General features: G+C 35.2%; 20 protein-coding genes. 13 read left to right on the top strand and 7 right to left on the bottom strand.

Features of this window, described 5'->3' with window-relative positions; genetic code table 11:
* Window positions 1-36 precede the first annotated feature (36 nt).
* The 5 genes from BN999_RS05025 to pepF all read left to right on the top strand — a co-directional run bounded on the left by BN999_RS05025 (window position 37) and on the right by pepF (window position 5,633).
* Window positions 37-630, top strand: coding sequence for a GNAT family N-acetyltransferase (locus BN999_RS05025; RefSeq protein WP_096270283.1), 594 nt, complete (start codon window positions 37-39; stop codon window positions 628-630).
* Between the two features lie 441 nt (window positions 631-1,071).
* Complete coding sequence (gene spxA / locus BN999_RS05020; RefSeq protein ID WP_096270282.1) at window positions 1,072-1,467, top strand: transcriptional regulator SpxA; 396 nt, start codon at window positions 1,072-1,074, stop codon at window positions 1,465-1,467.
* Window positions 1,468-1,761: 294 nt separating this feature from the next.
* Window positions 1,762-2,454, top strand: coding sequence for an adaptor protein MecA (gene mecA / locus BN999_RS05015; protein WP_096270281.1), 693 nt, complete (start codon window positions 1,762-1,764; stop codon window positions 2,452-2,454).
* A gap of 79 nt (window positions 2,455-2,533) precedes the next feature.
* Window positions 2,534-3,751 carry a competence protein CoiA gene (locus tag BN999_RS05010; protein WP_096270280.1) on the top strand — a complete coding sequence of 406 codons (1,218 nt, stop codon included), beginning with the start codon at window positions 2,534-2,536 and terminating at the stop codon, window positions 3,749-3,751.
* A gap of 67 nt (window positions 3,752-3,818) precedes the next feature.
* The gene (pepF, locus tag BN999_RS05005; RefSeq protein ID WP_096270279.1) at window positions 3,819-5,633 is read left to right on the top strand and encodes an oligoendopeptidase F; all 1,815 of its coding nucleotides are present in this window, start codon (window positions 3,819-3,821) and stop codon (window positions 5,631-5,633) included.
* A gap of 873 nt (window positions 5,634-6,506) precedes the next feature.
* Here pepF and BN999_RS04995 read toward each other — a convergent pair.
* The 3 genes from BN999_RS04995 to BN999_RS04985 form a co-directional block, all read right to left on the bottom strand.
* Entirely contained in the window at window positions 6,507-7,400 is an 894-nt protein-coding gene (locus BN999_RS04995) for a ClpXP adapter SpxH family protein (RefSeq protein WP_096270277.1), read from the bottom strand.
* Window positions 7,401-7,414: 14 nt separating this feature from the next.
* Window positions 7,415-7,792, bottom strand: a complete 378-nt coding sequence (locus BN999_RS04990; protein ID WP_096270276.1) for a globin domain-containing protein — start codon at window positions 7,790-7,792, stop codon at window positions 7,415-7,417.
* Between the two features lie 68 nt (window positions 7,793-7,860).
* The gene (locus BN999_RS04985; RefSeq protein WP_096270275.1) at window positions 7,861-8,427 is read right to left on the bottom strand and encodes a CYTH domain-containing protein; all 567 of its coding nucleotides are present in this window, start codon (window positions 8,425-8,427) and stop codon (window positions 7,861-7,863) included.
* Window positions 8,428-8,554: 127 nt separating this feature from the next.
* Between BN999_RS04985 and BN999_RS04980 the strand changes: the two genes are divergently transcribed.
* The 3 genes from BN999_RS04980 to BN999_RS04970 are packed head-to-tail and all read left to right on the top strand — an operon-like array spanning window position 8,555 to window position 10,889.
* A complete protein-coding gene (locus BN999_RS04980) occupies window positions 8,555-9,163 on the top strand; it encodes a GTP pyrophosphokinase (RefSeq protein WP_096270274.1) in 609 nt (202 codons plus the stop codon).
* Window positions 9,164-9,188: 25 nt separating this feature from the next.
* Entirely contained in the window at window positions 9,189-9,989 is an 801-nt protein-coding gene (locus tag BN999_RS04975; protein WP_096270273.1) for an NAD kinase, read from the top strand.
* 21 nt (window positions 9,990-10,010) lie between these two features.
* Window positions 10,011-10,889: an RluA family pseudouridine synthase gene (locus BN999_RS04970; RefSeq protein ID WP_096270272.1), complete on the top strand. Its 879-nt coding sequence runs from the start codon at window positions 10,011-10,013 to the stop codon at window positions 10,887-10,889.
* Between the two features lie 7 nt (window positions 10,890-10,896).
* Here the strand turns inward: BN999_RS04970 and prpE are convergent, their stop codons facing one another.
* Together prpE and BN999_RS04960 are read right to left on the bottom strand one after the other, a co-directional pair.
* Entirely contained in the window at window positions 10,897-11,643 is a 747-nt protein-coding gene (gene prpE / locus BN999_RS04965; protein ID WP_096270271.1) for a bis(5'-nucleosyl)-tetraphosphatase PrpE, read from the bottom strand.
* 50 nt (window positions 11,644-11,693) lie between these two features.
* Entirely contained in the window at window positions 11,694-12,872 is a 1,179-nt protein-coding gene (locus BN999_RS04960; RefSeq protein WP_096270270.1) for an FtsW/RodA/SpoVE family cell cycle protein, read from the bottom strand.
* A 173-nt stretch (window positions 12,873-13,045) separates the two neighbouring features.
* On the opposite strand from BN999_RS04960, the gene mgtE reads away from it, so the two are divergent.
* Both mgtE and BN999_RS04950 read left to right on the top strand, forming a co-directional pair.
* On the top strand, window positions 13,046-14,407 hold the full coding sequence (gene mgtE, locus BN999_RS04955; RefSeq protein WP_096270269.1) for a magnesium transporter: 1,362 nt from the start codon (window positions 13,046-13,048) through the stop codon (window positions 14,405-14,407).
* A 173-nt stretch (window positions 14,408-14,580) separates the two neighbouring features.
* Window positions 14,581-15,198, top strand: coding sequence for a CotO family spore coat protein (locus BN999_RS04950; protein WP_096270268.1), 618 nt, complete (start codon window positions 14,581-14,583; stop codon window positions 15,196-15,198).
* Window positions 15,199-15,324: 126 nt separating this feature from the next.
* Here BN999_RS04950 and BN999_RS04945 read toward each other — a convergent pair whose 3' ends face one another.
* Complete coding sequence (locus BN999_RS04945; RefSeq protein ID WP_096270267.1) at window positions 15,325-15,813, bottom strand: CotY/CotZ family spore coat protein; 489 nt, start codon at window positions 15,811-15,813, stop codon at window positions 15,325-15,327.
* A 227-nt stretch (window positions 15,814-16,040) separates the two neighbouring features.
* On the opposite strand from BN999_RS04945, the gene BN999_RS04940 reads away from it, so the two are divergent.
* The 3 genes from BN999_RS04940 (at window position 16,041) to BN999_RS04930 (ending at window position 16,867) form a co-directional block, all read left to right on the top strand.
* Window positions 16,041-16,235: a hypothetical protein gene (locus tag BN999_RS04940; protein WP_096270266.1), complete on the top strand. Its 195-nt coding sequence runs from the start codon at window positions 16,041-16,043 to the stop codon at window positions 16,233-16,235.
* Between the two features lie 90 nt (window positions 16,236-16,325).
* A complete protein-coding gene (locus BN999_RS04935; protein WP_096270265.1) occupies window positions 16,326-16,523 on the top strand; it encodes a hypothetical protein in 198 nt (65 codons plus the stop codon).
* A 74-nt stretch (window positions 16,524-16,597) separates the two neighbouring features.
* Window positions 16,598-16,867 (top strand): hypothetical protein, encoded by a 270-nt coding sequence (locus tag BN999_RS04930; protein ID WP_096270264.1) that lies wholly within the window; start codon window positions 16,598-16,600, stop codon window positions 16,865-16,867.
* Window positions 16,868-17,105: 238 nt separating this feature from the next.
* Here BN999_RS04930 and BN999_RS04925 read toward each other — a convergent pair whose 3' ends face one another.
* Window positions 17,106-17,807: a DUF421 domain-containing protein gene (locus BN999_RS04925; protein ID WP_096270263.1), complete on the bottom strand. Its 702-nt coding sequence runs from the start codon at window positions 17,805-17,807 to the stop codon at window positions 17,106-17,108.
* Window positions 17,808-17,831 lie beyond the last annotated feature (24 nt).

The following is a 17,831-nucleotide window of genomic DNA, read 5'->3' as shown; positions in this document are numbered from 1 at the left end:
ATACTTACTACGTAGAAAAGTCAAAGGAGTAGATCCATGGATTGGTATGAGAAATTAAGTGAATATTTTCCAATAGAGGAAATGAAATCAAAAGAGCATATGGAGCTATTATTGAAAGAAAAAGGGGACGTTTATCATAAAGATGAAGGCCCATACCATGTTATGATGTACGCAGAATTTAATACGTTTATTTTTATTGATTATGTATGGGTTTCTTCAAAATCAAGAGGACAGGGGATTGGACATAAGTTAATTGAGAAACTAAAGCAACGAAATAAGCCAATCATTCTAGAAGTTGAACCTGTCGATTATGATGACACAGATACAGAAAAAAGACTTCATTTTTATAAACGAGAAGGGTTTAGTCATGCACAATCAATTGGTTATAACCGCAGATCTCTAGCAACCAATAAGGAAAATCCAATGGAAATTCTTTACTGGTCACCAAATAATGAAACAGAAGAAATGATTTTTGAACAAATGAAGAAAATGTATGAATCTATACACACATACAAAGATGAAGAAATATACGGTCAAGCATATCAACCAGTAGACGAGGTATTGACTTTCGATGAAGAACGAGAGTCTAATGATATTTTAGCTGGACTAGAAAAAAATCAAATTAAGTAAAAAAAAGGCTGCCAAGTGCAGCCTTTTTTCATGTTGTTAGGTATTTACCAAAGGCTGTATTTTAGCGCGTGTCCGAAGACCCCGCGGAGGCGATCTTTCCTCGAGGAGGCTGAGGCCGTGCCCGTGGAAAGCGGAGTATTCTGCCGTAGCGGTGTCGTACAGCTATACCCAATAACTAATTCTGTTGTAATTAAACTAGTTACCGAACAGTTTCTAATAAATAGCATCAAACTGTAAGAAGACAGACTTACCAAAACAGTTTAGGGATCCATAGTAGGAAAATAAAAACATTTTGTGAACATTGTTAAATTGAGTCGATATGACCTATCCTTCGCTAGACATATATAGTATAATCAACTATGTTGTTATTTAAAGTGATTTTAATTTAATAACAAATAAAATGTTCATAAAATGGAACTACAGATTGAGGAGTGAAGTACCATGGTAACACTTTATACCTCACCAAGTTGTACGTCATGTAGAAAAGCAAAAGCGTGGTTAATAAATCATGATATAACTTTTACAGAGAGAAACATGTTCTCTGAAAGTTTATCTGTCGATGAAATAAAAGAAATATTAAGAATGACTGAATTCGGTACAGAAGAAATTATATCTACCCGTTCGAAGGTATTTCAAAATTTGGATGTTACAATAGATCAACTTCCATTACAAGAATTAATAACATTAATTCAGAAAAATCCCGGATTACTCAGAAGACCAATCATCATAGATGATAAAAGACTTCAGGTTGGATATAATGAAGATGAGATTCGCAGATTTTTACCAAGAACTGTACGCACATATCAATTAGAAGAAGCACGACGTATGGTGAATTAAAAGGTAATAATAAAAGTAAAAAGCGCAGATCGAAATGGATGATCTGCGCTTTTGATATCCGATTAATAAGGTGACAAAATCGTTAATTTGAGTTAAAATATTAATTTAAATAGATAATCCTAGGCATATTAATTTCCAATATGCAATATGCTAACATACAATATAAATAAGATATCATACTTTTATCTATAGATTAGGTTCAGACCTTCTTCTGCCTAATTTTACAAGCAAAGGCTCCCGCGGTTTCGGTGTTTTTGGCTTTGGCTTAAATATAAAAGAAGGGAGAGAAATTACATGGAAATTGAAAGAATAAATGAAAATACGGTTAAGTTCTTTATCTCTTATGTAGATATTGAAGATCGTGGTTTTGGAAGAGAAGAAATATGGTACAATCGCGAACGTAGCGAACAATTATTTTGGCAGATGATGGACGAGGTAAATTATCAAGAAGACTTTCATGTAGATGGCCCTCTATGGATCCAAGTTCATGCCTTAGAAAAAGGTTTAGAAATTGTTGTTACTAAAGCTCAACTTTCAAAAAATGGGGATAATTTAGAATTCCCAATTGATGAAGATGGCTCTACAATAGATATTCCAGTTGATGAAAAAGTTGAATCATTCTTGGAAGAAAAATTTGGTAAAAGTGAGAAGGATGAATTAGAAGAAGATTTTATTGAAGAAAATCTTTGGATTATTGCAGGGTTTAATGATTTCGAAGATGTAATTCAATTAAGTCATCATTTCCAAGAGGATACAGGTAGTGAAGAAGAAACCTTATATTTCTATAATGGTAAATACTATCTATATATGGAATTCTCTCAAGATGTACTGGATGAGAATTCACAAGAAGATATTATTTCTCGAATATTTGAATACGGTGATGATTCGAATATTACGATTCATGTCTTGGAAGAATACGGTAAGAAAATATTTGATACGACCACTTTTGAAGATGTTCGTTCCCACTTCCCAGCTAATATTCTATAAGATGCCTTTCGGGGCATCTTTTTTTGTTAGCAGGATTTTCACCACCTCTGTCGAATAATAAAGAATGGAGGTGTTATAATTGCTTCAAGCAAAATTAAAAAATGGAAAGTTAATTACTTTATTTCAATATTCCAAAATGGAAATTGAAAATCTTCGAGAAAATCAGCAGTTTTATTGTCCAAGCTGTAATGAACAAGTAATTATTAGGGCTGGGTCAAAAACCATTGCCCATTTTGCACACCAGAGTATAACAAACTGTTATTCAAGTGAAGGAGGAGAAGGACCATATCACGAAAAAGGTAAGCTTATGTTATATAACTGGTTATTAGGGCAAGGATTAAACGTATCATTGGAGGAATATATCTCATCCATCAAACAGCGCCCAGATATCTTGCTTAGAATAAGGGATAAAAAGATTGCAATCGAATACCAATGTGCAAGAATCTCATCAGTTGATATACAAAGTCGTACACAAGGATATCTATCGGAAAATATCCAACCAATATGGATATTAGGAGCTAATCTTTTTAAACGCATAAGTAGAAACCTGTTAAAAACAGATCATTTTACTTTTCAATTCCTACACCAATATGGCCACGATTATCTACCATTAATGTATTTCTTTGATCCTCACTCAAATAATTTCCTTACTGCATTCAACCTCTTTCAGACAGATACAAATCGCATGATTGGGAGTCTTAACATGAAGAAACTTAATCATATGCATTTTATGGATTTATTTAAAGTTTCTCATTTCAAGCAAAGTCTTTTAATAAGTGAATGGAAAAAAGCAAAATATAAGTTTAGATTCCACCAACCAAAAAGGATATTTGGTAAAGAACAACTATGGTACAAGTGGCTTTATTATAAGGGGACACATCGTGAACACTTACCATCCGCCATTTATTTGCCAGTACCATCACAATACAAGATGATAACTCCTCCTTGGGATTGGCAGAGTAGATTATGCCTAGGAATTATCGATCCGTTGCCATTACAAGGTATATTTTCATTAAGTACTTGTCGCTATCAACTACAACAATCCATCTCAAATGGATCATTACCACTTATTAAATCCCCAGGCGATCCCATCCTTGAATACCTCGAGATACTATGTTCCTTAAACATTATTAAACAGCAATCAAAACATGAGTTTGTGAAATTGAGAGAACTAAATCATTTTACACATATTGAAGATGCTCTCGAAGGAGATAATAAATTAATGGATGAACTTTCAAAATTTTTCAAGACAAAATACGAGCATGTTTCACATATGTTTCGTTATACTAAATATTAGAGTGGTTCCGCACAGGATTTTATATTATCTGGAATTACTAAATGAAAAAAGCATTGGAGGATGAAAAATGGCAAAGGCGACTAAAGAACTACAAGGTAGAAGCGAAGTACCAGTTGAAAGAACTTGGCGATTAGAAGATATCTTTGTGTCGGATGAAAGTTGGGAAGAGGAACTTAATAGTCTTAAAGATGATATTCCCGAGATCAATGAATATCAAGGAAAAGTAGCAGAGTCTGCTGATACATTATTTAACGTCTTAAAACTACAAGATCAATTATCAGAAAGACTTGGAAAACTATATACATATGCACATATGCGTTATGACCAGGATACTACAAATTCATTTTATCAGGCTCTAAATGCAAAAGCAGAAAATGTGTTGACACTAGCACAAAGTTCGATGAGTTATTTAGTTCCAGAGATTTTAAAAATGGATGAGTCAACAATTAAACAGTATTTAGAAGAGAAAGAAGAATTAAAGCATTATGAACATGTCCTAAATGAAATTGTAAGACAACGAAAACATGTGTTAAGTGAATCAGAGGAAGCACTTCTTGCGGAGGCATCTGAAGCGTTATCGACTGGTTCTCAGACATTTGGGATGCTGAACAATGCAGATTTAAAATTCCCTAGCATTAAAAATGAAGACGGGGAAGAAGTGGACTTAACCCATGGTCGTTATGTTGGTTTCTTAGAATCGAAGGATCGTCGTGTTCGTGAAGAAGCATTTAATGCAATGTATGATACGTATGGTCAATTTAAAAATACATTCGCTTCTACGTTAGGTGGAACAGTGAAAGCACATAACTTCGATGCAAAGGTGCACCATTATGAATCAGCACGTCAAGCGGCTCTAGATAACAATAATATTCCTGAGCAAGTATACGATAATTTAGTTGAAGCGGTAAATGAGAGACTACCTTTATTACACCGTTACGCTAAATTACGTAAAGAAGTCCTAGGCGTTGACGAACTTCATATGTACGATATGTATGCTTCTTTAGTTCAAGATGTCGATATGAAGATTCCATATGAGAAAGCACAAGAATACGTATTAGATAGTCTTCAACCTCTAGGCGAAGAGTACTTAGATGTCATCAAAGAAGGCTTCAGCAATCGTTGGATCGATGTGGAAGAGAACAAAGGAAAACGCAGTGGAGCATATTCATCTGGAGCATATGGAACAAATCCATACATCCTACTGAACTGGCAGGATCGTGTAAATGACTTATTTACTTTAACACATGAGCTTGGTCACTCAGCACACAGTTACTTCACAAGAAAATTCCAGCCATATCGTTATGGGAATTATTCAATCTTCGTTGCAGAGGTAGCTTCTACATGTAATGAAGCTCTATTAAATGATCATATGTTAAAAACATTAGATGATGAAAAACAAAAGTTGTATTTATTAAACCACTTCTTAGAAGGCTTCCGTGGTACAGTTTTCCGTCAGACTATGTTTGCTGAATTTGAGCATGAAATTCATAAACGTGCTCAAGATGGTGAGGCATTAACTGCTGATTATTTAACAAATATGTACTATGAACTGAACAAGAAATACTTTGGCGAAGACGTTGTTTCAGATGAAGCAATTGGCTTAGAGTGGGCTAGGATTCCTCACTTCTACTACAATTACTATGTCTATCAATATGCAACGGGGTATTCGGCTGCAACTGCACTTGCAAACAAAATTCTATCGGGTGAAGAAGGAGCAGTTGAACGTTACTTAGGCTTCTTGAAATCAGGTAGCAGTGATTATCCTATTGAAGTATTGAAAAAAGCTGGAGTAGATATGACGTCTAAACAACCGATTTTAGATGCATTAGATGTATTTGAAGAAAAGCTAAATGAGATGGAACAACTACTATTGAATAAATAAGCAGAAGGATGACCTAGGTCATCCTTCTTTTTTTGATTATGCTGTTTTCATATATTTAGTTGCTATTTAAAGGGACTGTGCGGTAACTACCCTCTAAATTAATCAGTATGGAGGAATGATACCGCTCCGGCAGAATACTCCGCTTTTACTGTCAGCACAGGGGCGACATCTGCTCGAAAAGACCGTCGCAGTGTCTACCTTGCCGCGGGCCCGGCCTCAGCCTCCTCGAGGAAAGTTCACCTCTGCGGGGTCTTCGGACACGTGCTATTCCCGCAGGAGTCTCCGTATTCTGCCTACGCTGATCTATTCTTCTGATTATATATTCAGTTACCTAAATCTTTGTGTTAGGAGTAGGTGCTGTCATACCGCACAGTTTCTATCTACTATTTGTTAGATTACATCCAAAAAGCGTGCCTGAATGGCAATCAATCACCTCGCACGTCCCCGGTATTTATTCCTATTGGTAAACGAAAATAATGTAATGTAAATACAAAAAAACAGAACTGGTAGGGTTATGTATAATGGTATCAATTGCATTAGCCCAAAAAGATTTAAAAAGACAGCAATAAAAGTAAGGATTATAAATACATATGGAAGTAACTCACGCATCTGACATATCCCCCTTATCTACATAAATAATGGTCTACTAATATATATGTAATCAAAAGAAGGAATAGAAGTGACAGATTTGTGAAATGTATAACAAACTTCTTGAAAAAAAACTGGGCTCTTGTTATATTATATATGTGAGATGAATCACAAACAAAACCCCTTTGTTTGATCATGAAACTTTCTCCCATCCCCCTTTGTTATATACAAAGAAGTGAGAAAAAGGATATACGCTGCCCCGTATATCCTTTATTTTTTTCCTTATTATTTTATATATTGCCAGAATGAACCGTGTTTTGCCGGGATTTTTTTTACATATTGTTTTAAACGTAGTTTTTTCATTTCACGCTCAGCTTTCTCCATAGACCAGTTATAAACCACTGAAACCTCTTTTGTTCCAATAACGTCATAGTGTTGAACAAAATCCTCTAGTGCTGGAAGTTGTGATGGAATTGGTAGATGTTCTACCATCTCACTTAACACACGAACATAAATATCATATGGATAGAGCCCAGAAATTTTTATTCCTTGTTCTTCAATGTTTTTATGGAAAAAGACCATGGTAGGCATATAATCAATTTCCATTTCTTCATTCAGTTTATAGTCGCTTTGTAAGGCTTTTTTAGCAGAAACAGAGTGTAGGTCATTTATAAACTCCTGAATGTCTAGTTTTGCTTCTTTCGCACATTCTAAGAGAACTTTTTCATCAGATATATTTTGTTTCTTTAAAAATAGACTTTCTTGTACTTTTCGTAAGAACACTTTTCCGAAACGAATTCCTTGTAGTTCAGCAGCTTTTACTGCTAAATAGGCAGTAATTGGTGAGTGTATAGGATTCTCAATCCATAAGTCACCATCACAACTCATTCCAGTCCTAGAAGCAGTTCGTTCCCAAATTTCTCTTAGTTTCCTTGGTTGGTCAAAATTATCATGATTAAGTGGTTTCGAAGATCCTGAAATAATTGGTCTAATTGAAAAAAATCGTCCATATTCAATTGATAGCTTTTTTAAATACGGCTCAAGTGACCAGCATTCCGGGCACATCGGGTCGATAAATAAATAAATTTCAATTGGTTTTTTGATAGTACCATAACTATATTCGGACGATGTGTTTGCTTTCTGTGAGCTTCTTAATAGCTCAGTGCGTTCCCAACTCACATCGATATCTCCTTTCATGATTCAGGTGTATTCATCATATGATTGGCGGTCATGGTTAGTCTTTCAAATATGGCTGAACGATAGGGTTCATCAATTTTTGCTTCTTCCAAAGCTTGCTCCATACATTCTAACCAAGCGTCTCTTCTAGAAGGTGTAATTTCGAATGGTAAATGTCTGCGTCGCATCATGGGGTGACCACGTTCTTCCGTATAAAGTCTTGGGCCACCGAAAAATTGAGTTAGGAAAAGACGTTGTTTTCTTGCTGTTTCTGTTAAATCTTCTGGGAAGATTGGAATTAATTTCGGATGTTTCCCAACTCTTTTATAAAAGTGAGTGACTAGGCGATCAATTGTCTCAGATCCACCAATTGCCTCATATATAGTTCCATGCATTGTAATTACTCCTCAAAGTTTGTGTATATATTGTAGCAACATTAGTGAAGACTGGGCAAATTATCTGATTACATCTTTTGGAAAAAGCGGGCAATCTTATTTGGTGTATCTTTCCTAGTAATCCCACACTCCCTTAAAATGGTATCTAGGGCTTCCTTCCCAGTTTCTACATCACTTGCCTCTATCTCTAGTTCATAATCTTCATGACCATGATAGTGGCTATGGTCTAATACATAGATTAGCCCGTCATGATGGTACTCTCTACGGATAGTCGTTAAATTACCATAGTATTGCAACTCGTTAATGGAAATATTCATTTTTCTTAGTTGCACTATAGTTTCTGCTTTTGGCACTGGATTACCATTAATCCAGTGGGCAACTTCTTCTTCTGTAAGACTATCATGGGTTTCAAGGAGTCCGTCACCATAAGGTTCTTTTAATGTTAGTCGGTAATTTCCATTTTTCTCACGTATTCGTAATGCTGATTTATGGTGACGTAGTTTGAAATCTGTTGTTTCAAAATAATAGTTTATTTGTTCTATTCCAATACTAGGGAAAGGTAGATAAGTTAGTAGATTTTCAAATTCTTCTTTGGTAAGTAGGTTTTTAAATTCAATTTCTAGTTCTTGAGCCATACATATTTCTCCTAAAGTTTCGTTAATTACATTGATTATGTCTAAATTGATGTAAATATGCAAAGAATATCCTTTTTAATTGTGTTAAAATAAGTACGAATAGTTATTAGTCACAGGTGGTGTTTGAATGAATTGGGAGGCAATTATTGCACCATATGCACAGGTTGTCGAAGAGCTTAAAGTTAAATTAAAAGGAATGCGTAGGCAATTTGAATATGAAGCGAGGCATTCACCAATTGAATTTATTACTGGTCGAGTGAAACCAGTACAAAGTATTCTAGAAAAAGCGGAGAAAAGACAAATACCTCTAGAAAGAATTGAGGAAGAAATACAAGATATTGCTGGAGTCCGTGTTGTTTGTCAGTTTGTTGATGACATTTACACAGTGGTAGAAATGCTCCGTTCCCGCAAAGACTTTTCCATAATTGAAGAAAAAGATTATATCTCAGATAAAAAAGCTAGTGGATATCGTTCATTTCATATGACAATAGAATACCCAGTTGAAACAATCCATGGTAATAAAAAGGTTCTTGCAGAAATTCAAATTCGTACACTTGCCATGAATTTCTGGGCTACAAATGAACATTCGTTGAATTATAAATACAAAGGAAGAATTCCGGTTGATCTTAAAAAGAGATTACAACGAGCGGCTGAAGCGGCATTCAAGTTGGATGAGGAAATGTCGAAAATAAAAACAGAAGTACAGGAAGCACAGCGTATTTTTCACCGGAAATAGTGACTGTGAAAAGGGAGGTCTTGATATGAAATTCAAAATCATTTCCAAAGGTGATGAGAGGTCAAATATTATAAAAGCAAGAATGAAACAGCATTTGATAGATTTTGACTTAGTATATGATAAAGTAGAACCCGATTTAGTTATTTCTGTTGGTGGGGATGGAACCTTTTTAGAGGCATTCCACCGTTATCAGCATCGATTAAGCAATACAGCCTTTATTGGGATACATACTGGACACCTTGGGTTCTATGCAGATTATGTACCAGAAGAGTTAGAAAAACTAGTTATTGAAATTGCAAAGACCCCATATCATATTGTGGAATATCCACTACTAGAAGTTATTATACGTTCCAAAACAGGCAATAAGATGGACTCTTATTTAGCATTAAATGAAGCCACTATTAAAACACCAGAAAGTTCTGTTGTGTTTGATGTTGAAATTAGAGGAGAACGGTTTGAAACGTTTCGAGGAGATGGATTGTGTATTTCAACTCCGTCAGGAAGTACAGCTTATAATAAGGCACTTGGTGGAGGTATTATTCACCCATCGTTAGAAGCGATTCAATTAACAGAAATGGCATCTATTAATAATCGGGTATTCCGTACCATCGGTTCACCATTAATCTTACCGAAACATCATACATGCTTGTTGAAGCCAATCGTAGATCGAAGTTTCTTTATTACCATTGATCATAATACACATAACTACACTAATGTAAAATCGATTCAGTGTCGCGTAGCAAAAGAAAAAATTCGCTTTGCACGGTTTAGACCATTTCCATTCTGGAATCGTGTTCGTGACTCATTTATTGCGGATAATAACTAAAAAGCTAAGGTGAATACTTCAATGAAATGGACAATTGAAAATAAGGATGACGGTAGGTTGTTGCGAGACTTCTTGCGGAATGGCCAAGGCTTTTCAAGGAGAATCCTGAAAAGCCTTATTTATGATGGTGGTAGTATATTGGTTAATGAGAAACAAGTGAATTTACGTCATATTATCAAGACAGGGGATCGTGTCCTAATCGAGTTTCCGAAAGAGAAAAAAGGGATTCATATGAGTCCTGAAAATATTCCGATTAATATTATTTATGAAGACGAATCCATTTTGGTCATAAATAAACAAGCAGGTATTGCTACGATACCTTCTGCAAATCATCGGAACAATACAATAGCTAATGGTGTTTTGTATCACTACTTGAAAAATAATATTCCCTATACGGTTCATGTGGTAACTCGACTTGACCGAGACACTTCGGGCTTACTGTTAATCGCCAAACACCGTTATAGCCATTCTATCTTGTCTGCTTCTCAGAAACAGGAGAAAGTGAAAAGGAAATATTATGTGATAACGGAAGGAACCTTACAAGATAAGAAGGGCAGAATCGATGCAAATATTGGGAGAAAAGACGGGTCTATCATCGAGAGGGTAGTTCGTTCCGATGGGCAGCACGCCATTACTAATTACCAAGTAATCAAAGAGAATGACTTATATTCCTTGGTGGATGTACAATTAGAAACAGGGAGAACACATCAAATTAGAGTTCATTTTTCACATGTCGGAAACCCACTTGCAGGTGATGATTTATATGGGGGCTCAAATGATGTCATCACAAGGCAGGCATTACATTGTTACTCTATAAGTTTTGAACATCCCGAATCAAAAAAGTGGATAACCTTTACAATTGATTTACCAGAAGATATGAGGAAGATCCTTTCAAGATGAATATTGATTATTCATCCGGAAAGGATCTAAATTTTTCTGCATTAAATGGTTGTTCAGATGGAACAGATATAGTTGTTTCTTCAGGAAGCCTAAAGGCAGTTAACTTATTCCCGAATACACATCCTGTATCAATATTAATCGTTTTGTTAACCTTTCTTGGTTTTAATACTGGTGTATGCCCATATATAATCCAAGTATTTCCATTATAGTTTTGTGCCCAATCTCTACGAATCGGCCTTCCAGCCTCATCAAATTCCCCAGTAATATCACCATATAACACAAAGGTTTTTACTTTTTTGTCATGGCGGCCAATATATGATTTTTTTATGCCTGCATGTGCCACAACTGCATTAGCTTCTGGTAATTCCAAGTAAAGTGGTGCCTCTTCATATAAGCGAATAAACTGTTGTCTGATGTGGCCTTGCATTTTAGAATCTAGTGCTTCATACTCCTCAACTGTCGTTTCAAGGCCGTGTTGTTGTTTTACATTATTCCCAAGGAAAAAACGATATAGTTTATTACAATGATTCCCTGGTACATATTTTGCTTTTTTATTTTTGAATACCAACTCATACACGAGTTGAATGACTTTAATGGAATCGGGACCACGATCAGTTAGATCACCTACAAATACAGGAATCCTACCATTAGGATGAACATAGATTCCTTGCTCCTTATGGTAACCCAATTCTTCAAATAAAGTGCAAAGCTCACGATAGCAACCATGAATATCACCAATGACGTCTATCTTCATTGATTCACCCCCTTATAATGAAAGCGAGAATAGTTTATCCTATTCTCGCTTTATTCAAACATATATTTTCTTGTTCTAGAGTGGATATTTAATACAATACCAATTGCGATTAAATAGGTTAAGGTTGAGCTTCCACCATAGCTTAGAAATGGTAATGGAAGTCCAGTAATCGGTAGTAATTGGATGGACATACCTATATTTTGAAATATTTGATATGCAAACATACCTACGATTCCAGTTACAATATAACTTCCATAGCTATCATTACTTTGGATTGCTATATGGATAAGACGATACAGTAATAGGAAAAATAAGGTCACAACAATACTAGAACCAATAAAACCAAATTGTTCTGCAATAGCAGTAAATATCATATCAGTGTGTCGCTCGGGTACATTAACTTGCATTATTTCGATTCCTTTTCCAAAAAGTTGACCTGAGCCAATGGCCATCATGGCCCGAATCAGTTGGAATCCCGAATCAGAGTATTGTTCTGGGTATAACCATCCATAGAAACGACTGGATACATGCTTAAAGACAGATTCCTCTAGAAAAACTGCAACAGAGTTTGGGAACAGAAAATAAGCTGCTACAAACAACCCTATTATTGCTAGACCAATTAATATAATAGAGAAGATCAATCGCCATCGAATACCAGATACTAAAATCATTGCACCCGTTAAAGCACACATGACTAAAAATCCACCTAGATCGGGTTGGACTGCAATAAGTCCCATAGGTGGGAGTGATAAAAGTAGAATCTTAGATAATAACCAAAGATCACTCTTGATGGTTTGCGTTACAAATTTTTGGTTATGTGCATACATAACATGAGCTAGTGTGAGAATTAATATTATTTTCATAAATTCAGCAGGTTGTAATGTCCCAAGTAAGGGGAATAAAAACCAACTGACTGCACCGTTTGCTTCATGTATAAATGGTATGGGTAATCCGATCCCACCTAGGAATAGCATAAATAGCATTGTCATCCCAATACCATACAGAATCCAAGTTAATTGTCTGAAACGGTCATAATCAATTAACATAATCAGAGCAATTAGTATGCTCCCACCGATATACCAAACAACTTGTTTCACAAAGAAATTTTGATCTGCTAATTTTGCTGGTAATGTTGGTTCGACTGTATTTATTGTAAAAATACTTACAATGCCAAGTAAAACAATTATGGTTATTAATGTATAGTCAAGGTTATTTTTAGTAGTATTCATGTCTTATCCTAACTTTCTATATGAACTAATGAACTTACATCCCATTAAAGTTTACACGATTTTAGTATATTTTTTAAGCATTATATTATTATAACATTTTTTTAGAATGTTAGCTGAATGATTTTGTAGGGTATGGTATAAATAGAAGTGGAGAAAAAAAGGAGGGTTGCGCCATGGAAAATATTGAAGAATTGAAAGAAGTGATGTTCGAAAAACTTAAAAAGTATTTACAAGAAGAGAGAATTGATACATTTAGAACGAACTTCTTTGAAATGCACCCATTTGACCAAGCTGAATTTTTCATGGAAGTTGATGCAACCGATCGAATGCTTATATATAGCTATCTGTCACCAGAAGAAGTTGCAGCAATGATGGAACATATTGAACTGGAAGATACTGAACCGTTTTTCTCAGAAATGGATCCACGTTTTGCATCGATGATCTTCGCAGAAATGGCTACAGATGATGCGGTTGATATCCTAAACGAGATGGAAAAAGATAAGGTTGTTAGCTTTCTAACCATAATGGATGAGGAGGATGCTGAGGATATAAAGGATCTTCTTCATTATGAAGAAAAGACTGCTGGTAGTATTATGACGACAGAATATATTTCTGTCTTTAAAACACAGTCAGTAAGAGATACCATGCTTCAATTAAAAGAAGAGGGACCAGATGCCGAAACCATTTACTATTTATATGTAATTGATCGTGATAAGAAACTGGTTGGAGTTCTTTCACTTAGAGACCTCATCATATCGAGTGATGAAACAAAGATTGAAGACATTATGAATGAGAATGTATTTTATGTTTCTGTTGCTGAAGATCAGGAAGAAGTCGCAAAGATTATGCGAGACTATGATTTCCTTGCGGTTCCAGTTGTAGATTTTCAACAACATTTACTAGGGATTATCACAGTTGATGATATTCTAGATGTTATTGATGAAGAAGCTAGTGAAGATTACTCGAAACTAGCTGGTATTTCTGATGGGGATCGCCCTGATACCAGTCCACTTGTTGCAGCAAAAAAGAGACTACCATGGTTAGTCATTTTATTATTCTTAGGGTTATTAACAGCCAGTCTAATCGGACAGTTTGAAGATACATTAAGTCAAGTAACGATTCTTTCTATTTTTATCCCGCTCATCGCAGGAATGGCAGGTAATACCGGTACACAGGCATTAGCTGTTGCCGTTAGGGGACTAGCCACCGGTGAATATGGAACCGAAGGAAAGTTAAAATTGATTTTAAGAGAAGCGGGTACAGGTCTCATTACCGGAACTGTTTGTGGAATCATCATTACGGTTGTAATCTTTTTATGGCAAGATAATCTATATTTAGGTATTTTGGTTGGTTTGTCGATCATGGCCACTTTAGTAGTAGCAACATTAGCTGGTTCTTTGATTCCAATTATTATGCATCGCATGAAAATTGACCCTGCAGTTGCATCAGGTCCATTTATAACGACCATAAACGATATAATTTCTGTATTAATCTATTTTGGATTAGCAACAGCTTTTATGAGCTTTTTGTTGTAGTTTAGTATTTAAGAAATAGCAGGTAGTTTTGATCTCCTGCTATTTTTTTGTTTTTTTGAATCATATTTATGGTGATTATTCTACGAAATACATATTCCATGGGCATTTACACAATTCGTTACTGAAGTTCATATAATGGGGTGATAACTGAATTAGAAAGGAGATCGTACATCATGTCTAAACGTAGTAAATTTGCAAATGAACCATTATTGTATATTCAACAGCCAATTCAAGGTAAGCCAAATGCACCAATGCAGCATTTCTATACAACACCCAAAAATTCCTCATCATCATCACCAAATCCAGAAACGAAAAAAAAAACAACTCAAACACCAATTAAAAAAAGACCAACTATAAGCCCATTCCAAAATAGTACAGTAGAAAATCCACAAGAAATGAAAGTAAGTAAGCAAAATAGTCCAGAACAAGAAAAAGCACCAATTCAATCAACAAAAAAAAGAAGAACTTCTTTGAGTTCTTTCCATAATGATGCAGTAGAACCAGTTCAGGAATTACAGCAAACTGAAGTTAATTCATCTCAAGATATAAAAGAGCGTGAAGACAAGAAGAATTTTAAAGATATGAACATTCAGGAGAAAATTGATTATTTCTTGAATACGTCTAGTCACTTACCAAGAATGAGATGTGAAGTGATAACAGTAGAAAGAAAATATCGAGGAATTATCCTTGGTTTAGAGGATAATGAAATGCAAATGAGAGTAGGAAGGAGAACTGTATTTATCAATCAAGAAGATATTAAGGATATCCAATTATTAGGATTAGGATTTTAAATAGAGTCTAAGATGGAATTATAGAAAAGCTTTGGTCTGAATATATTTTTGTATTCAATACCAGAGCTCTTTTTGTAATAAAAAAGGAACACCATAGAGCTATACTCCATGGTGTTCCTAAAATAATTAGTTAAATACATTGATAGCTGGTAAACAAGTAACGTGACAGAAACAGTCTAAATCTACAGTGATGCAGATTCCTGTGTTCTGTAGGTTATCAGTTTTTTGATTGCATGGACTCTTTAATTCATGACAATCATCATGGTCATGACGATCAAGTAACAATTCTAATACCGCACAGCAGTCATCAGTAACTGTCTTCACACGGAAAATGAAGCTACCTTTGATATCGCCCATTTCACCTAGTTCATGACCACGTCTTGCACCGAAGCCCTTAAATGGCTTACAGTCACCTGCACAATATAATATTACAGGTACTGTATCCAAGCCATTACCTGGATCAGTTTCACCTAATAAATCGTTTATTGATTGTTCACAACTAGTGTCACAGCAATTTTCAATAACATCGTTTTGAGCATCAACAATATCTCGAAGAATCTCACAAACGCAGTTATCTGTTGCCGCACCTGCTACTCTACCATGGTTACAACCCATGAAACATTTCTCCTTTCATAATACGAATTGACTTATTGTCTTTAATAGAATATGTGTTAGAGGCTATATGGTGTGGGCACCTGCACGATAATTTATAAAGGTCCTTATAAATTATTGTTCTTCTTATCCGCCTAAAAAAGATTGATAACTTAGGACAGATGACCATACTCACTCGACACTAGTTACATAGACTAATACCGAGCATATATCATGAAGGAGTGACAAGCATGTCTGAAAATAGAAGAGTAATCCGTGTAAAGGACCTTGTAATTGAAGCTGAAAATGTCATCATTAAACCAAAAAGAAGATATGACCCAATTATTGGTGGAGTTAGAGAAGAAGGAAGAATGGAGTCAAGTAGTAGTTCAGATAACGATGAACATCGTGATGATAGGGACAGAGGACCGTTTTCTTGGATTTAAGCTAAAGAAAGGTAGTTCCAATTCTAATCCATAACCATGGCAGCTAATTTAGCTGCCATTTTTAATCTGAAAAAATAAAGGGGGGTGCAAATGGACAAGAAAAAATTTATAGAAGAATTAGGCATTATTGAAAAACATCTGGAGAAGAATGAAAAGTGGTTCCAGCAACCCGAAAAGAAAATGATTTCTTATGAAAAGGATATGAATGAATGGAATAAACGATTTATGAAAACCATCGGCGAAATTGAGAAATGGGTGAAAGAGTTTGAAAAGAAGATGGAAGGTTAATATATAGAGAGTAACAGACATAAATAAGAAAAGACCTTCGAATTACTATATTAAAAGGTTGAGGGGGTAGTAATATGGGATATATATTACCGATTCAACAACATGAATATGCGGATTATCAAAAAAGAATGGTAACGAGGAAAAGAACGGTTTCAACTGTTGAGAAACCTTATAAGACTATCTTAAAATCCAATTATGAGGAATTAAAACACGAGGAAGAACTCAGAAACCAAAGCCTCAAAGTAGCTAATCTAAATAAAGAGGTACAGGTTTCGAGTGTAGATTTAGATGAGGTTTACACAGAATTGACAGGATTAGGTTATTTTATAAATGAACGGGTATGAAGGACAGTCTAATATTCATTAGGCTGTCCTTTTTCTCTGTGGTATGATGTTTAAAAAAGTATGGGGGTATCCTTAATGAAGTGGGAGAATTTAACAGAACCATGGAAGAGGAGTTTTTTACAAGCTTGGGATGCATATTTCCCATTACTCTTTGATGAATTAGTTACTGAAATTCAACAAGAGACTGGGACCTAAACATTTTGTTTTGTCCCAGTCTCATAACTCTTTTGAATACATACTATTTCTTTCTTTTTCCTCGGTTCACAAAAGGTAACACTAATAATTCTTCATCTTTAATATACTCTGCATAAAACACATCTTTAACTTGATCATAACCTTGTTCTCTTAGTTCTTTTAACAACCATTCCTCTGTGAGATTTTTTTCCTCTAAATTATCATAGATTATTTCTCCATCATTAATTAACGTGACGGAAAGATTTGCTGGTTGGGGTGCTAGCTTCATATCTTTTCGAGTTGGTGATTGATAATCAGACTTTTTAAGCACGGAGATGGCACCATTTGTTTCTAGTATTGCATATTCCACCTCACGAACAGAAAATACATCTTTCTCACGCAAGAGATGCTGGAGTTGATTGACATCTAATTTGTTCTTTTTCATGACATCTCGAATCATTTTTCCCCTTCGAATAACAATCTCGGGAGATCCTTCAAGTAGAGCACGGGTCGATCTAAACTTCTGGGTGATAATCTCTGTGGAATATAATAGTGCCCCCCATAAAAAAAGAACGAAAGCCATCTCAAATATACTTGCTTTGTCATCAAACATCGCATTACCAACGAGTTCTCCAAGAATAATTGCAGAAATAAAGTCAAATGCAGTGAGTTGTGAAATTTGTGTCTTTCCGAGGACTTTTGTTAAAACATATAAGGCGATGAAGCCAAATAATGTATCAGCAAACATTTGAGAATAGGATATCAACCAAAACGCCCCTTTCAAACTTAG

Source organism: Paucisalibacillus globulus (genome assembly GCF_900184735.1).
In the GTDB taxonomy this organism is placed as follows: domain Bacteria; phylum Bacillota; class Bacilli; order Bacillales; family Amphibacillaceae; genus Ornithinibacillus; species Ornithinibacillus globulus_B.
Note: the sequence above shows the minus strand (reverse complement) of the source record. Positions and strands in the feature narration are given on the sequence as shown.

Bases quoted from the DNA above. Each gene is read 5' to 3' on its own strand.
- BN999_RS04980 (WP_096270274.1), top strand. From the start codon at position 8,555: ATGAATTGGGAGGCAATTATTGCACCATATGCACAGGTTGTCGAAGAG.
- BN999_RS04945 (WP_096270267.1), bottom strand. From the start codon at position 15,813: ATGGGTTGTAACCATGGTAGAGTAGCAGGTGCGGCAACAGATAACTGC.
- BN999_RS05025 (WP_096270283.1), top strand. From the start codon at position 37: ATGGATTGGTATGAGAAATTAAGTGAATATTTTCCAATAGAGGAAATG.
- BN999_RS04990 (WP_096270276.1), bottom strand. From the start codon at position 7,792: ATGCATGGAACTATATATGAGGCAATTGGTGGATCTGAGACAATTGAT.
- BN999_RS04985 (WP_096270275.1), bottom strand. From the start codon at position 8,427: ATGGCTCAAGAACTAGAAATTGAATTTAAAAACCTACTTACCAAAGAA.
- spxA (WP_096270282.1), top strand. From the start codon at position 1,072: ATGGTAACACTTTATACCTCACCAAGTTGTACGTCATGTAGAAAAGCA.
- mecA (WP_096270281.1), top strand. From the start codon at position 1,762: ATGGAAATTGAAAGAATAAATGAAAATACGGTTAAGTTCTTTATCTCT.
- prpE (WP_096270271.1), bottom strand. From the start codon at position 11,643: ATGAAGATAGACGTCATTGGTGATATTCATGGTTGCTATCGTGAGCTT.
- BN999_RS04935 (WP_096270265.1), top strand. From the start codon at position 16,326: ATGGACAAGAAAAAATTTATAGAAGAATTAGGCATTATTGAAAAACAT.
- BN999_RS04940 (WP_096270266.1), top strand. From the start codon at position 16,041: ATGTCTGAAAATAGAAGAGTAATCCGTGTAAAGGACCTTGTAATTGAA.
- BN999_RS04930 (WP_096270264.1), top strand. From the start codon at position 16,598: ATGGGATATATATTACCGATTCAACAACATGAATATGCGGATTATCAA.
- BN999_RS04970 (WP_096270272.1), top strand. From the start codon at position 10,011: ATGAAATGGACAATTGAAAATAAGGATGACGGTAGGTTGTTGCGAGAC.
- BN999_RS04960 (WP_096270270.1), bottom strand. From the start codon at position 12,872: ATGAATACTACTAAAAATAACCTTGACTATACATTAATAACCATAATT.
- BN999_RS04950 (WP_096270268.1), top strand. From the start codon at position 14,581: ATGTCTAAACGTAGTAAATTTGCAAATGAACCATTATTGTATATTCAA.
- mgtE (WP_096270269.1), top strand. From the start codon at position 13,046: ATGGAAAATATTGAAGAATTGAAAGAAGTGATGTTCGAAAAACTTAAA.
- BN999_RS04975 (WP_096270273.1), top strand. From the start codon at position 9,189: ATGAAATTCAAAATCATTTCCAAAGGTGATGAGAGGTCAAATATTATA.
- pepF (WP_096270279.1), top strand. From the start codon at position 3,819: ATGGCAAAGGCGACTAAAGAACTACAAGGTAGAAGCGAAGTACCAGTT.